Annotated in this window: 13 protein-coding genes; 12 read left to right on the top strand and 1 reads right to left on the bottom strand. The window is 57.1% G+C overall.

Annotated elements, in window-relative coordinates; genetic code table 11:
• Positions 1-11: 11 nt before the first annotated feature.
• Positions 12-2,300 (bottom strand): FdhF/YdeP family oxidoreductase, encoded by a 2,289-nt coding sequence (locus tag OTG14_RS09575; RefSeq protein ID WP_248272667.1) that lies wholly within the window; start codon positions 2,298-2,300, stop codon positions 12-14.
• 1,001 nt (positions 2,301-3,301) lie between these two features.
• Here OTG14_RS09575 and OTG14_RS09570 point away from each other — a divergent pair.
• From OTG14_RS09570 to OTG14_RS09515, 12 genes are all read left to right on the top strand, one after another.
• A complete protein-coding gene (locus tag OTG14_RS09570; protein WP_024909827.1) occupies positions 3,302-3,796 on the top strand; it encodes a hypothetical protein in 495 nt (164 codons plus the stop codon).
• Between the two features lie 23 nt (positions 3,797-3,819).
• Positions 3,820-4,323 (top strand): type VI secretion system lipoprotein TssJ, encoded by a 504-nt coding sequence (tssJ, locus tag OTG14_RS09565; protein ID WP_024909828.1) that lies wholly within the window; start codon positions 3,820-3,822, stop codon positions 4,321-4,323.
• A gap of 28 nt (positions 4,324-4,351) precedes the next feature.
• Positions 4,352-5,695, top strand: coding sequence for a type VI secretion system baseplate subunit TssK (gene tssK, locus OTG14_RS09560; protein ID WP_024909829.1), 1,344 nt, complete (start codon positions 4,352-4,354; stop codon positions 5,693-5,695).
• Positions 5,696-5,712: 17 nt separating this feature from the next.
• The gene (locus OTG14_RS09555; RefSeq protein WP_024909830.1) at positions 5,713-6,951 is read left to right on the top strand and encodes a DotU family type VI secretion system protein; all 1,239 of its coding nucleotides are present in this window, start codon (positions 5,713-5,715) and stop codon (positions 6,949-6,951) included.
• Between the two features lie 3 nt (positions 6,952-6,954).
• Positions 6,955-10,575 carry a type VI secretion system membrane subunit TssM gene (gene tssM / locus OTG14_RS09550; RefSeq protein ID WP_267214994.1) on the top strand — a complete coding sequence of 1,207 codons (3,621 nt, stop codon included), beginning with the start codon at positions 6,955-6,957 and terminating at the stop codon, positions 10,573-10,575.
• Between the two features lie 16 nt (positions 10,576-10,591).
• A complete protein-coding gene (gene tagF / locus OTG14_RS09545) occupies positions 10,592-11,308 on the top strand; it encodes a type VI secretion system-associated protein TagF (protein WP_024909832.1) in 717 nt (238 codons plus the stop codon).
• An 11-nt stretch (positions 11,309-11,319) separates the two neighbouring features.
• Complete coding sequence (gene tssA, locus OTG14_RS09540; protein WP_048992145.1) at positions 11,320-12,336, top strand: type VI secretion system protein TssA; 1,017 nt, start codon at positions 11,320-11,322, stop codon at positions 12,334-12,336.
• A gap of 75 nt (positions 12,337-12,411) precedes the next feature.
• Positions 12,412-12,936, top strand: a complete 525-nt coding sequence (gene tssB / locus OTG14_RS09535; RefSeq protein ID WP_008502644.1) for a type VI secretion system contractile sheath small subunit — start codon at positions 12,412-12,414, stop codon at positions 12,934-12,936.
• A gap of 3 nt (positions 12,937-12,939) precedes the next feature.
• Positions 12,940-14,439, top strand: a complete 1,500-nt coding sequence (gene tssC, locus OTG14_RS09530) for a type VI secretion system contractile sheath large subunit (protein WP_014884232.1) — start codon at positions 12,940-12,942, stop codon at positions 14,437-14,439.
• 67 nt (positions 14,440-14,506) lie between these two features.
• Positions 14,507-14,728 (top strand): hypothetical protein, encoded by a 222-nt coding sequence (locus OTG14_RS09525; protein WP_267214993.1) that lies wholly within the window; start codon positions 14,507-14,509, stop codon positions 14,726-14,728.
• A gap of 53 nt (positions 14,729-14,781) precedes the next feature.
• Positions 14,782-15,213 (top strand): Rap1a/Tai family immunity protein, encoded by a 432-nt coding sequence (locus OTG14_RS09520; RefSeq protein WP_148769043.1) that lies wholly within the window; start codon positions 14,782-14,784, stop codon positions 15,211-15,213.
• 71 nt (positions 15,214-15,284) lie between these two features.
• The gene (locus OTG14_RS09515) at positions 15,285-15,704 is read left to right on the top strand and encodes a T6SS amidase immunity protein Tai4 family protein (RefSeq protein ID WP_267214992.1); all 420 of its coding nucleotides are present in this window, start codon (positions 15,285-15,287) and stop codon (positions 15,702-15,704) included.
• Positions 15,705-15,706 lie beyond the last annotated feature (2 nt).

Below are 15,706 nucleotides of genomic sequence, written 5' to 3'. Positions count from 1 at the left end.
CGCGAACAGCCTTACAGCATGCGGATCTCTTTTGAGCGCAGGGTGATGCGAACCGGAACGGATTTATACGACGGCGTACCGCTGTCCTTATCCAGATAATCAAGCGGTACCAGCACGTTGGCTTCCGGATAATAGGCGCCGACGGTCCCCGGCGCGATGTTGTACGCCACCACGGTAATGTCTTTCAGACGCTGAGCGCTGCCGGGCAGGGCGGTTTCGATATCCACGCGGTCGCCGTGTTCCAGCCCTGACTGCGCCATATCGTCTTCGTTCATAAACAGCACGTCGCGACGGCCAAATACGCCACGGTAGCGGTCGTCCAGGGCGTAAATGGTGGTGTTGTACTGGTCGTGGCTGCGCAGCGTGATCAGGCGCAGAACATGCTCACCTTCACCGCTGGCGTTCTCGTGAACCCCGTCGAACACCGAGAACATCGCTTTTCCCGTCGCCGTTGGCCAGATACGTTGCGTCGGTGGCAGCGGCATACGGAAACCACCGGGAACGCGGATCCGCGCGTTATAGTTCTCAAACCCCGGAATCGTCTGCTCGATCAGTTCGCGGATCCGGTCGTAATCCTCAACCAGCGTCATCCAGTCCACGCGGGTATCCGGCAGGGTGGCTTTCGCCATGCCCGCGACGATAGCGGGTTCTGACCGAAGCAACGGCGATGCAGGCTTCAGCTTGCCGGATGAAGCATGCACCATCGACATGGAGTCTTCGACGGTAATGGACTGGCGGCCGGTGGCCTGAACATCCAGCTCGGTACGGCCAAGACACGGGAAAATAAAGGTCTCTTTGCCCACCAGCAGATGGGTACGGTTGAGCTTGGTGCCGACGTGCACGCTCAAATCCAGGTTACCCATCGCCGGAAAACCCCGCTCGTGATCGGGCATCGCGACGGCAAAATTGCCGCCGAGGCAGATGAGCGCTTTCGCGCGGCCGTCGATCATCGCCTGCGTGGCCTGCACCGCGTCGTGTCCGTGGTGCGACGGTGGCTCAAAGCCGAACACGTCCTTCAGGCGATTAAGGAATGCCGGTGTGGGTTTCTCGCTGATCCCGACGGTACGGTTCCCCTGCACGTTTGAGTGGCCGCGCAGCGGGCATATTCCCGCGCCAGGTTTCCCGATATTCCCCCGCAGCAGCAGCACGTCGGCAATCAGGCGGACGTTGGCCGTCCCTTTATTGTGCTGCGTAATCCCCATCCCGTAGGTAATGATGGTGGCCTTCGATTTTGCATAGGCTTCGGCGACCTTTTTGAGCGCCGCCTGGCTCAGACCCGACTCGCGTTCGATGTCGTCCCAGCGGGTTTGCGCGATATCGGCGGCGAACGCCTCAATGCCCTGGGTGTGTTCGGCAATAAATGCGTGGTCCAGCACGTCACCGCGTTCGGCCTCCATTTCCAGCAGGTGTTTGGCAATGCCTTTCAGCGCGGCGGCATCGCCCCCGGCCTTCACCTGGAAATAGGTCGAAGCGATATCTGTGGAGCTGTAGGTTGCCATTTCAATCACGCTTTGCGGGTCGGCGAAACGTTCCAGGGCACGTTCGCGCAGCGGGTTAAAGACGATAATCGGCACGTTCCGGCGGGCCAGCTCGTGGAGGGTCCCCATCATTCGCGGATGGTTGGTGCCGGGGTTGTGGCCGATGGAGAGCACCAGCTCGGTCTTATCGAAGTCGTCCAGCGAAACGGTGCCTTTTCCGATGCCAATTGAACGCGGTAAACCGACGCTGGTGGCCTCGTGACACATATTCGAGCAGTCGGGGAAGTTGTTGGTGCCGTATTCGCGAGCAAACAGCTGGAACAGATACGCCGCTTCGTTAGAGGCGCGTCCTGAGGTATAGAACTCGACCTGATCCGGCTCGAGCCCGCGCAATACTTCGCCGATGCGTTGAAACGCCTCGTCCCAGTCGACGGGGCGGAAGGTGTCGCTCGCCCGATCATAGCGCAGTGGGTGCGTCAGTCGACCGTAGCCTTCCAGCTCAAAGTCCGATTTTGCCAGCAGCGAGGAGACGCTGTTTTCAGCCAGAAACGCGGGGGTGACACGTTTGCTGGTCGCTTCCCAGGTCACCGCTTTGGCGCCGTTCTCGCAGAACTGGAACGTCGATTTGTGTTCTTTATCAGGCCACGCGCAGCCCGGGCAGTCGAAGCCATCAGGCTGGTTGGTGCGCAGCAGCGTCGCGGGAGCGTCAAGGGTATCCATTTGGGTACGTACCGCGATGGCCGTCGCTTTTAGTGCCCCCCAGCCGCCGGCAGGGCCGTCATAGTGTCTGATGCCTGGCACCGAGCGTCTTTTCTTGTTCATACCCACTCCTGATTTGTTTGGTCAACAACATCTGAACCCATAAAAGCGCTGCACAGGACAATAAGCAAAAGCAATGACGACCGTATGGCTACGCGCATGCGGTGCGGGAAGATGCTTTATCTTAAATTCTTTTTATTACAGCGGCTTATGGGGATTAATGTTTAAATATTTAAAGAAATTATAACGAAATTTTATCATTTTAATAATAAATCTTATCTATCGGTCGGTAGGCGAGATAGATGGCGGTGAGCAAGGAAGGATGTAGTACCAGTAAAACTTCGAATGAAGCTGATGCGCTGGAGATATCGCCACGATTCACGTCTGGCGGGCTGCTGGAGGCATTTTGGGTTTGAGGAAATGACAGGAAGGTTTACTCAGGCTTAATGAATAATAGATATAAGGTATACCTTACTGTGGAATTATCACGACATAAAATATACAGTTTTTTTGCGGCATGAAATTAACGTCGGGCTGCATTAAGTGAAATATTCTCACCCAAGCGATGAAGCGTGTTCAATATTAAAGATACCTTGTTAGTGCAACAAATAATTCATCGGAGATATATTCCTTTGACATCAAAAAAACGCGAATTCTACTAATTATGGTAGTGGCGATAATAGCGTTATTGCGTTAATGAAAGTGGTTCTCTTTTGTGTTTTTAATAGATAAAACATCATGTTATGTGGTTTTGCAGTGAGGAAATAAGAAAGGGTGGGGCAAATCGTTTTTTTTATAGGATTAATCCTATAATTTTCCGACTGCTTCATTTACCAACAGTTACGCGGCGGTAAATATTGAATTGATGCGAAGCTCATGTAAACTTGCTTACCGTTTGTCAAAATATGTCAGGAAGACACTGGGCCTTATTCTGAAGGGCTCGTGCGGTAGCTATGTCCTTAAAATAGTAACGCCCCGAAAATATCCTGCTATTTTAACAATAGCACTTAAGTCAAACTTCATCCCCTTATCTTCATCATCGAAATATCGCTACGGAAAAGCATATGAAAATGCGCGTACTGTTTTCACTTCTGTTTGTAATGGCGGTGGCGGGCTGTAAAGCGCCGCAAAAACCTGTGATCAACGACGATACGATCGAGACCAGCCAGGTCAACGGCGTTACCTTAACCCACCGTCACGCTGTGACGCCGCCGACGGAGTTCACGCCGGTCAACGAACCGTATCGTGCCATGTATCCGGCTTCCCTGATGAGCCGACCTGACTTCGGCGGCAAAGTTATCCGTAATCTCGAGACCGGAAAAACGTACGTGGTGCTGGGGCAGGTTGAACACTACTGGATGGCGCTTGCCGACGAAGGCAACGATCAGCTGATTGGTTACGTCCCGATGCGTGCGGTTATCAAGGCCGACCAGTACGACGCCGCCGTGCGTAAACAGGCGATTCGTCCAAAAGTGCGTAAAAAAGCGACCTGTGTCGATGTCGATGGCAACAGCAAAGCCTGCAAAGACAGCGCTAACGGTACCTGGATCCTGAACTAAACGGCTTTCATGAGCGCATTTTTATGAATAATAAAAATTTTCATAAGCTGTGGTTATTCTTTTACGCGGCGATTTTCGCCCTGGTCAGTGGTTGTACGTCGTCTTCACACAGCGACCCCTCCCGCTACAATCTGCAGTTTCAGGCTCATCCACAAATCAATGAATCTGCGCCGCTTAAGGTCCGGGTGCTGTTGCTGAAATCCGATGCGGATTTCATGTCCAGCGACTTCTACTCCCTGCAGAACAACGCGTCGGCCACGCTTGGCGCGAATCTGCTGAACAGCGACGTGTTCTTCCTGATGCCGGGACAGCTGTCCAAAACCCTCAGCGGGCAAAGCTCTCCGGAGGCCCGCTACATCGGCGTGATGGCGGAGTATCAGGTGCTGGATGGCAAAAAATGGCGCGTTTCACTCCCTCTGCCTGTGCCTGGCGAAAATCATATCTACCAGTTCTGGAAATGGTCAGCAGATGAACTTCAGGCCAACGTTTTTCTCGACGTGAACGGCATTCGTGTCATCAGCCAGTAACGCGCTTCAAAACAGGAAACACATCATCATGACGAAAGCAGAAAAGGTCGTCTGGACCGAAGGCATGTTCCTGCGTCCACACCATTTTCAGCGGACTGAAAGCTATCTGCTCAACCATGTTCGTGAATGGGGCGCACTACAGCGGTCGTATCTCTGGGGCTTTCTCGACGTTGAACTGGATGAAGCGATGCTTCGTCAGGGATGCATTGCCCTGAGCTACTGCAGCGGTTTGCTGCCGGACGGCACCTTTTTCCAGGTACGTAACGGGCGCAACGGCCCTGCACCGCTGAAAATTCCTGACAATCTCACTAACGAAAAGGTGGTGCTTGCGCTGCCGGTACGTCGTGGCGAGAGAGAAGAGGTGATTTTTAGCGAAGAACCGGCCTCGCTGGCGCGCTTCATCGCTTTCGAGCAAGAGGTGGAAGACGATAACGCCATGTCGGTGGGGGATGCCACCGTCCAGTTTGGCCGCCTGCGTCTGACCCTGATGCTGGAAAAAGACCTCACGGCAGAGTGGACCGCCATCGGCGTGGCGTTTGTGACCGAGAAGCGTAACGACAACCACGTGCGGCTCGACAACAGCTACATCCCGCCGATGCTCAACGCCAACAACAGCCCGCAGATCTACAGCATGATTAACGATCTGCACGGTCTGCTGGTGCAGCGCAGCCAGCAAATTGGCGGTCGTTTGCGCCAGCCCGGCCGCTTTAATACCTCCGAGCTGATTGAGTTCACGCTGCTGTCGCTGGTTAACCGTCATCTGGGCGAGGTTTCACATTTAAAAACCCTCCCGCTGCTGCATCCGGAAACGCTCTGGCGCAGCTGGCTGCCGTTTGCGACCGAGCTCGCCACCTGGACGTCCCAGCGTACCGCCGAAAGCGTGCTGCCGATTTACGATCATGACGATCTGGCAAACTGCTTCAGCAAGCTGATGCTGATGCTGCGTCAGGGGCTGTCGCTGGTGATGGAAGACCACGCGATTCAGCTGCCGCTTAACGAACGCTCTCACGGCCTGAACATCGCCACGGTGCCTGAAACCAGCATGGTGCGTGAGTTCGGCTTCGTGCTGGCGGTTAAAGCCAACGTGCCAGGCGAACACCTGCAAACCCATTTCCCGGCGCAGATGAAGGTCGCGCCGGTCTCGAAAATCCGCGATCTGGTTCAGCTTCAGCTGCCGGGCATTATGCTGCGCGCCATGCCGGTCGCGCCGCCGCAGATCCCGTGGCATGCCGGCTATAGCTACTTTGAACTGGAGAAGGGCAGCGAGCTGTGGCACGAGATGGATAAGTCCGGTGCATTCGCCCTGCATCTTGCAGGGGAATTCCCGGGGCTGGATATGGAGTTTTGGGCCATCCGTAGCCCGACAGAATAATAAAGCGAGCGCTTAATATGCAGGAACGACAGGACACCGGCAGTGATGCCGCCTTTACCGGAGCCAGTAGCAACAATCAGCTGGTGGCGGCCGCCAATCCGCTGCTCAATGCGATTCCGCAGATCCGTCACTCGATCTCCCATGACGATCAGGTGGCGTTACGCCAGCGCCTGATTGATGAGATTCGCCGTTTCGAAGTCCGCTGCCAGCAGGCGGGGCTGCCCTACGAAGTGATCGTCGGGGCACGTTACTGCCTGTGTACGGCGCTCGATGAGGCCGCCGCGCTCACCCCCTGGGGCAGCAGCGGCGTCTGGTCAAGCAACGGTCTGCTGGTGACGTTCCATAACGAAACCTGGGGCGGCGAGAAGTTCTTCCAGCTGCTGGCGCGCCTGTCGCAAAACCCGCGCGAGCACATTCTGCTGCTGGAGATGATCAACTACTGCCTGCTGCTGGGCTTCGAAGGACGCTATCGGGTGCTGGATAACGGCCGCACCCAGCTTGAAACCATCAAGCAGCGGCTGTGGCAGATGATCCGCGGTGTGCGCGGCAGCTATCCGCCGCCGCTTTCACCCCATCCGGAAGATCGTCCGGTGCTGCGCAAGCTCTGGCGGCCGATGGTTCCCCTGTGGGCCTGCGTGGCGCTGGCCGGGTTTATCGCCTGTCTGTTTTATATCGTGCTTAACTGGCGTCTTGGCGATAACACCAACCCGGTGCTGGCGAAGATTTATCAGTCCCAGCTGCCGGAAACCACTATTCAGCAACCGGCGCGTCAGCTTCCGGCTGTGCTGAACCTGCGCGGTTTCCTGAAACCTGAAATCGAGGCTGGCCTGGTCGCGGTGAAAGACGAAGCGGATCGCAGCGTCGTTATCCTGAAGGGCGACGGGCTGTTTGCTTCTGCCTCTACCGTCGTGCGTGACCGCTATGAACCGGTCATCCACCGCATTGCGCAGGCGATGAATAACGTCAGCGGCAAAATTCTGGTGGTGGGCTACAGCGACAATGTGCCGATCCGCAGCGCGCGCTTTGCCTCTAACTATGAACTCTCTCTGGAACGCGCCCGCTCGGTACAGAAAATGCTGCAGGGAAGCCTCTCTCAGCCTGGCCGCGTGAAAGCGGAAGGGCGGGGCGAGATTAACCCGGTGGCGCCGAACACGACGCCTGAAAATCGCGCCCGTAACCGCCGTGTGGAAATTACTCTGCTGGTGTCGCCTGAAAACACTCAGGCTGAGCTGAACGGATTGCCGCAAGGAAACTAAGGAATGCTGACTACACTTCTTTCCATTTTGACCAACCGCATTCTGTGGAGCTTCCTCGGCGTCACGGCGCTGGCGGCGGTGATCTGGATGATTGGTCCCCTGTTGTCCATCGTGGACACTCGACCGCTTGAGTCTGAGCAGAACCGTATTATCAGCATTGCCGTGGTCTATCTGCTCTGGGCGCAGGGCCACATTCTGCCGCGCCTGTACAACGCCTGGCTGAACCGCAAGCTGATGGACAAGCTCAAGGAGAATACCGCCAGCCCGGAAGCGGCGGATCCGCAGAAGCGGCTGAACAGCGAGGAGCAGATCCTCGCCAGCCGTTTTGATGAAGCCGCGCAGATGCTTAAAAAAGCGCACTTCAGCAAAGCGGGCCAGGGCGCCCAGTGGACGCAGCGCTTCAGCACGCAATATCTCTATCAGCTGCCGTGGTACGTCATTATCGGCGCGCCGGGCTCCGGTAAAACCACGGCGCTGGTCAATTCCGGGCTGCAGTTCCCGCTGGCCGATCGTTTCGGTAAGACCGCGCTGCGGGGCATTGGCGGCACGCGCAACTGCGACTGGTGGTTCACCAATGAGGCGGTGCTGCTGGACACGGCGGGCCGCTATACCACCCAGGAGAGCGAGCAGGTGCAGGACGCCGGCGAATGGCTGGAGTTCATGGGGTTACTGCGTAAGTATCGCCGCCGCCAGCCGATCAACGGCGTCATCATCACCATCAGCATTTCTGACCTGCTCACCCAGTCCGCCGAGGCGTCCCGCCAGCAGGCGGTGAACCTGCGCCAGCGTCTGTCCGAGCTGCATGAACAGCTGGGTATCCGCTTCCCGGTGTACGTGATGGTGACCAAGGCCGACCTGCTTAAAGGCTTCCGCGCGTGGTTTGCCGACTACGATAAAGCCCAGCGTGACCAGATCTGGGGCTTTACGCTGCCGTGGGAGCAAACCAAACACGCTGATTACGACCTGATGGGCAACTTCCAGCAGGAGTTTTCTCTGCTACAGCAGCGCCTTGATGCCGGGCTGCCGGAAACCATGCTGAAAGAGCATGACGCGAAAACCCGCGCAGAAGCGTATCTCTTCCCGCAGGAGTTCGCCGCGCTGCGTCCGCTGCTGGCAGACTACCTGAGCACGGTCTTTGCCCGCTCCAACTTCGAAACCGAGTTCTCTCCGCGCGGGATCTACTTCGCCAGCGGGACGCAGGAAGGCATGCCGTTCGACCGGGTGATGGGCGAACTGAACCGCGCCCTGTCGCTGCCGGAAGGGGGCGAGGCGGATAACTGGGATTCGGTCAGCAAAGAAGCGCCTATCCCGGGTGCTAAAGGCCAGAGTTTCTTCATTAAGAATCTGCTGCAAAATGTCATCTTCCAGGAAGCCGGGATCGCAGGTGAAAACCGCTGGTGGGAGCTGCGCAACCGGGCGGTGATCTGGTCCGGTTACGCGGCGCTGCTGGCCCTGCTGGTTATCCTCGGCGGTCTGTGGCTCACCAGCTATGCCAAGAACAAGACCTATCTGGCAGAGGTGGATGCGAAGGTGCCGCTGCTCGACCAGCAGAGCAAAGCGCTACAGAACCAGCCGCAGCGTGACCTGTTCGATCTGCTGCCGCTGCTGAATGGTCTGGTTGACCTGCCGAAAAGCGACGCGTTTGATGTGAACGATCCGCCCGTATCCCGCCGCATGGGGCTCTATCGCGGGGATGACGTCAGCGATGCCGCGCAGTCTCTGTACCAGAAAGCGCTGGATCAGATGCTGCTCCCTGCCGTCGCCATGCACATCACTACCTGGCTTCGCAACGACAACGGCAGCGATGTGGAATACAGCTATGAAGCGCTGAAAGCCTATCAGATGCTGTATCAGCCGAAGCACTATGACGGCAAATTCCTGCATTCGTGGGTGATGCTCAATCTGCAGCGGAATCTGCCGCAGAACGTCACGAAGGCGCAGCTGCAGCAGCTTGAATGGCACCTGACGCAGCTGCTGGAACCGAAAATTCAGGCCTCGCCGTACGCGCAGGATGAATCTCTGGTTGCCCGCGAAAGAGCGATGATCAACCAGCAGCCGCTTTCAACCCGCGTCTACGGTCGCCTCAAGCGCCTGCTGGAACATGATGACAACCTGAAGCCGGTCTCACTTTCCGACCTCGGCGGACCGCAGAGCGAGCTGGTATTTTCCCGCAAAAGCGGCAAGCCGGTGAGCGAAGGCGTACCGGGTCTTTATACGCCGGACGGCTACTGGAAAAGCTTTAACGGCCAGATTGACAGCGTTACCACCGCCCTGCACGAGGATGACGCCTGGGTGCTGGGGGCCGCCACGGCGCAGGAAGATAAACAGCAGATCGATAACGCCGTGCGCCAGCTCTACATGCGCGACTTTATCGCCAACTGGGATCGCTTCCTCGCCGACATCCAGCTCAATAACAGCGCCGACCTTTCCCAGCGCATCAACACCGCGCGCCTGCTCTCCGGCGGCAATTCGCCGCTGCGCCGTCTGGTGCAGAACCTGAGCCAGGTCCTGACGCTGTCACGCAATGCGCCAGCGCCAGAAGATGCAGGCAAAGCGCAGGATCAAAGCAACCGCGCCACCCGTACGCTGGAAGCCCTGTTCAGCAACAATGACGCAGCGCCGACCCAGGCCGCCGTGGTCACCCAGGCGCCGGAACAGCTGGTCACCGACCACTATGCGCCGATGATTGAGCTGGCGCAGCCGCTGGAGAAGGGGGGGAAGACCATCGTATTTGATGATTTTCTCAAGCAGGTGGATGAACTCTATCGTTACCTGACCGCCGTCCAGGACGCGGCCAATAGCGGGATGCCGGCACCGGGCGGCGAGGCGATCAGCCGTCTGCAGGCCAGCGCCGGTCGTCTGCCGGGCGGGCTGCAAACCATGTTCAGCAACATGGCGGTGGGCGCCAGCAGCGATACCCAGCGTCGTGATCTGGAAAACGTGCGTAAGCGGATTAACGTTGAAGTGGGCGGTTTCTGCCGTCAGGCGATTGCCGGTCGCTACCCGCTGGTACGCAGCGCCAGCACCGAGGTCACCCCTGACGATCTCGCGCGCATGTTTGCGCCGGGTACCGGGCTGATGGACGCTTTCTTCCGCGACAATCTGACCAATAAGGTGGACACCACGCAGGCCAACTGGCGCTTTATGCCGGGCATCGACGGGAAAACGCTGCCGGGAAGTGAAGGGCTGCTGAGACCGTTCCAGCAGGCCCAGTCGATTCGCGACGCCTTCTTTGCTAATGGCGCAACGACGCCGTCCTTCAAGGTGACGGTTCGCACCGTACGAATGGATAACACCATTCTGAACCTGACCCTGGACGTTGACGGCCAGCTGCTGCGCTACAGCCACGGTCCGCAGGCCGTGCAGATCATGAACTGGCCGGGGCCGGGCGGCACCAACCAGGTACGCATGCAGCTGGGGCTGGCGAACGGCAGCACGGCGACGCTGGTCACCAACGGCGCCTGGGCGCTCAACCGCTTCTTCGATAAAGCGAGCACCAGCCCGGGCGCGGGTAGCCTGAGCCGTCAGGCCACCTTCAACGTAGACGGACATCAGGTCACGCTGGAGTTTGCGCCAAACAGCATTCGCAACCCGTTCCAGCTTCCCCGTTTCTCATGCCCATAACCGCAAGGACAGCCGTATGACGAATACCCCTGCGATGAACCGCTACAGCTGGTATGGCAAATTACCCAGCGCCGGAGATTTTTTGCAGCGTCGCTTTCCTGACACTTTACAGCGCCAGTGGTCACACTGGTTTCAGGTCGGTCTGCTGGCCTGGCAGCAGGAAGAGCAGCGCAGCGGCGAGCGCCAGTTCCAGAAAGCGCCAGTCTGGAATTATGTGGTACCGCCCATGCTGGGCAGCCAGATGATCCAGATGGGCTGTCTGCTGCCCGGCCGCGACAGCGTTGGCCGACAGTACCCGGTTTGCCTTCAGCTGAGCTTCGCCCCGTCAGAGTGGTCGACCAGCCTGCTCAGCCAGGCCGAAAGCTGGTACCAGCAGATTGGGCGCCTGGGGCTGCACGCGGTGCGCAACAGTTTTTCCGCCTCGCAGCTGGATGAGATGCTGATGACCATTCCGGCGCCGCAGCCCGTCGAGCCGCAAAAGCGCTCCGACATCCTGGATGTGATTGGCTATGACGAGGACGGCCAGAGCACGCTGGGCTGGCCTCAGGCGGCGGAGTGTTTTGATCCGCTACGTCAGACCAGCTACTGGTGGACCAACCGCTGCGACGGTTACCCGCTATACACCCACGTGCACAGCGGTAACTTTACCGGGCAGCTTTTCACCCTGCTGTTCGACCCGGCAGGGGGCGCCCGTCCGGGGCGTCACGGTCTCTATCCGCCCATGTTTGAATAAGCAGGGATCTTATGAATATCGAAGAATTTCTCGCGCCAATAAGCCCCGACAAGCCCTGCGGCGAAAACCTGGAGTACGACGCTGACTTCCAGATCATGAATCAGGCAAGTCTTGGGAAAGCGGAACAGCAGTTTGGCGACACCATTATCCCGGCAGAGCCCGCAGACTGGAATACGGTAGAAAAATACGCCACCAGCCTGCTGACCCGCACCAAAGATCTTCGCGTCCTGCTGGCGTTAACCCATGCCTGGACGCGCCGCCGCGGGCTGGCGGGCTACGCGGACGGATTATTGCTGGTGCAGGAGGCGATCGCCCGCTACTGGGAGCCGCTCTATCCGCTGCTGGAAGAGTATGGCGAAACCGATCCGTTCTATCGCATTAACGCCCTGGCGGGGCTCAGCGATAAATCCGACCTCACCGTCGCCGTGCGAAACGCCTCGCTTCTGCGTTCAAACGGCGATGAAATTTCGCTCCGGGATGCCCAGGCCCTGCTGGACGGCAGTAAGACGGAATGTCCGGACTATCCCGGCGGCCGTCCACGGCTGATTGACGAGCTGGCCCGCGGCGACCAGCCGGGAACCGCAGCGGTTATCGTCATTAACGAACGGCTGCTGGCGATTCGCGAGCTGCTCACCGGGCATCTCGGTGAAAGCGGCGTGCCCGAGATGGAGCAGCTGCTGAAAACCGTCGGACTGGTAGCCAGCGCGTGTCAGGTGACCGACATCAGCAAGCTGCTGCCGAACCGTGAGGTGCAGGCAGAACCACAGGCCGGGCAGCAATCGGCGGCAACGCAGCCCGTTCAGCCGGTCACCGACTGGCGAAGCGTGCAGGTCACCAGCCGCGCCGACGCGCAGCTGATGCTGGAAAAAGCGAAGCAGTATTTTGCGCAGTACGAACCGAGCCACCCCGCACCGCTGATGATTGAACGGGTGCAGCGGCTGTCAGAACTTAACTTTATGGACATTATTCGCGACCTGGCGCCAGACGGCGTTAACCAACTGGAAAACATCTTTGGGCGCCGCGAATAGCGCGTCCAGGCATTATGACGACAGGCATGGAGCCTGCCGTTTCACCTTCACCGCGCATCTTTGATGGAGAACATCATGGCAATGAGTAACAGTGGGCAGAAATTCATCGCACGTAACCGTGCTCCCCGCGTGCAGATCGAGTACGACGTAGAGATCTACGGTGCAGAACGTAAAATTCAGCTGCCGTTTGTGATGGGCGTCATGGCCGATCTGGTCGGCAAACCGGTGGAAAACCTGCCGGCCGTCGACGAGCGTAAATTCCTCGAAATCGACATCGACAACTTTGACGAACGCATGAAGGCGCTGAAGCCGCGCGTGGCGTTCCAGGTGGATAACACCCTGACCGGCGAAGGTAAGCTCAACGTGGATCTGACCTTCGACAGCATGGACGACTTCCTGCCGGATGCGGTGGCCCGCAAGGTTGAGCCGCTGAACAAGCTGCTTGAAGCGCGTACCCAGCTCTCTAACCTGCTGACCTACATGGACGGCAAAAACGGTGCGGAAGAGCTGATCGCTAAAATTCTGCAGGATCCGACGCTGCTCAAATCCCTGAGCCAGTTGCCGAAAAATGACGAAAGCGCGAAAGGTAGCGAGGAATAATCGATGAGCAACCAGACTCAACAACACGAGCAGCAGGCGGGTCAGGCGTTCAGCCAGGATGAATTCAGCGCGCTGCTGAACAAAGAGTTCCGCCCGAAAACCGATCAGGCCCGCTCCGCCGTCGAAAGCGCGGTCAAAACCCTGGCGCAGCAGGCGCTGGAAAATACCGTCACCTTCTCGAACGATACCTACCGTACCATTCAGAACCTGATTGCCGGTATCGACGAGCAGCTGTCGCAGCAGGTGAACCAGATCATTCACCACGAAGAGTTTCAGAAGCTGGAGAGCGCCTGGCGCGGTCTGAGTTACCTGGTGAACAACACTGAAACGGACGAGATGCTGAAGATCCGCTTTATGAGCATCTCCAAGCAGGAGCTGGGCCGTACCCTGAAGCGCTTCAAGGGCGTGGGCTGGGACCAGAGCCCGATCTTCAAGAAAATCTACGAGCAGGAGTACGGTCAGTTCGGCGGCGAGCCGTTTGGCTGCATCGTGGGCGATTACTACTTCGACCACAGCCCGCAGGACGTTGAGCTGCTGGGTGAAATGGCGCGCATCGGCTCAGCGGCGCACTGTCCGTTCATTACCGGTACCGCACCGGGCGTAATGCAGATGGAGTCCTGGCAGGAGCTGGCCAACCCGCGCGACCTGACCAAGATCTTCCAGAACACCGAATACGCGGCATGGCGTTCACTGCGTGAATCGGAAGATGCCCGCTATCTGGGCCTGGTGATGCCGCGCTTCCTGTCGCGCCTGCCGTACGGTATTCGCACCAACCCGGTCGACAGCTTTGACTTTGAGGAGCAGACCGACGGCGCGAACCACAACAGCTACTCGTGGGCGAACGCCGCGTACGCGATGGCAGCCAACATCAACCGCTCCTTTAAAGAGTACGGCTGGTGCACCTCGATTCGCGGCGTGGAGTCAGGCGGGGCGGTGGAAAACCTGCCGTGCCACACCTTCCCGAGCGATGACGGCGGTGTGGACATGAAGTGCCCGACCGAGATCGCCATCAGCGATCGTCGTGAAGCCGAGCTGGCGAAAAACGGCTTTATGCCGCTGGTTCACCGCAAAAACTCCGACTTTGCCGCCTTCATCGGCGCGCAGTCTCTGCAGAAACCGGCGGAGTACCACGATCCGGATGCGACCGCTAACGCGCGTCTGGCCTCTCGTCTGCCGTACCTGTTCGCCTGCTGCCGCTTTGCCCACTACCTGAAGTGCATCGTGCGCGACAAAATCGGCTCCTTCCGCGAGCGCGAAGAGATGGAGCGCTGGCTGAACGACTGGGTCATGAACTACGTCGACGGTGACCCGGCGAACTCCTCTCAGGAGACCAAGTCCCGTAAACCGCTGGCAGCTGCGGAAGTGCAGGTGCAGGAGATTGAGGACAACCCGGGCTACTACGCCGCGAAGTTCTTCCTGCGTCCACACTACCAGCTGGAAGGACTGACCGTTTCTCTGCGTCTGGTATCTAAACTGCCGTCGCTGAAGACGAAAGACGCGTGATGCAGATAGCCGGCCTCCTGGGGCCGGCAGCCTTATTGTGAGTACGAGATAGCTAATGAATTTACCTGTGAAAGCGATAACAAGAAAATTCATCATCTATTTAATGGTTTATGCATTGTTAATTATTTCATTCATGCTTTTTGTGACGGTATCCGGCTACTATCTGTTTATCTTTGACTGGCCAGAAGATGTCCCGCGAATCGCAATGCATGGATTCTTATGTGCCGGACTTAATGCATTAGCGATAGGTATCTACGTTGTTGCAGAGAAATGGAAAGAGAAACGTTAATACCTCGTGCTGGCTTGTATTTAATTAAGGCATTCCACTAACGCGATATTACAATGAATAAAATAAACCTGTTTGCAATCGCTTTGTTGTTTATCGCGTCTCTGGCTGAAGCACAAACGGGAAATTATTCTTATCCTGACGCAACAGCATTACCGCAGGATGATACGTCAAATTTGCTTCGCGACCCGGGCTTATTAACGGGGTACGATTTCAATCTCAGCGCAGCGCGCTTCGCCAGTGCCTGGCTTTCAAAAACGAATGAACGCGAGCGCATTAAGGCGGATATGTATCTATTAGGCGTGGTTGATGCATCAGAGGGGAAGGCCTGGTGTAAAGGTCATCCGGTTTTGCCCAATACGGTTCATGAATTTCTTTACTCTCGCTTTGCCCATTTATCTGAGCAGGAGAGCAAACGGCGGGCTTCTGAAATCATTACCGATGCAATGGGAGAATTAAGCCCCTGTCAACATCGGACTGGCTTATAGAACGCTCCACTGCTGAACCGGTTGGAATTGGATAGCTGATGCGCTGTGGGGCCGATGGCAAAGGATATAAGGTGAAACATTTCTGTTTTTTCCTCGTATTTATGACCTTTTATGTGTGGGCCGGAAATAACTATCCTGATTTTTATCAGCAGCAAACATACCGGCAGGTTTTAAAAGATTTAGTTCTGGCGCGCTGTCTTGCTCAGGTGGCAGATAAAGGCAGTCAGTTTTCTGCTGATGCGGCCAGAAGTGCGAGCGCATTTATTGAGTGGATACCTTTTGATGCTGAAAATGGCACGGATAAAGTGAATGCCCTCATCGAAAAATATAAAAATCAAATTAATGGTTTTCATTCAGAGCGAAAACCCGATGTCAAAGGCGTAACCTTAAACTGTATACGTCTTTATCATAGCGACGAACTGAACAAACTGGTTCCGCAGGTCATCATTGGCGATCCTGACCGTAGCTGGATCCAGGATAACCCAGAGTAGTA

The organism is Enterobacter pseudoroggenkampii (assembly GCF_026420145.1).
In the GTDB taxonomy this organism is placed as follows: domain Bacteria; phylum Pseudomonadota; class Gammaproteobacteria; order Enterobacterales; family Enterobacteriaceae; genus Enterobacter; species Enterobacter pseudoroggenkampii.
The sequence above is the reverse complement of the archived record's forward strand: the minus strand, read 5'-3'. Positions and strand labels throughout refer to the sequence as shown.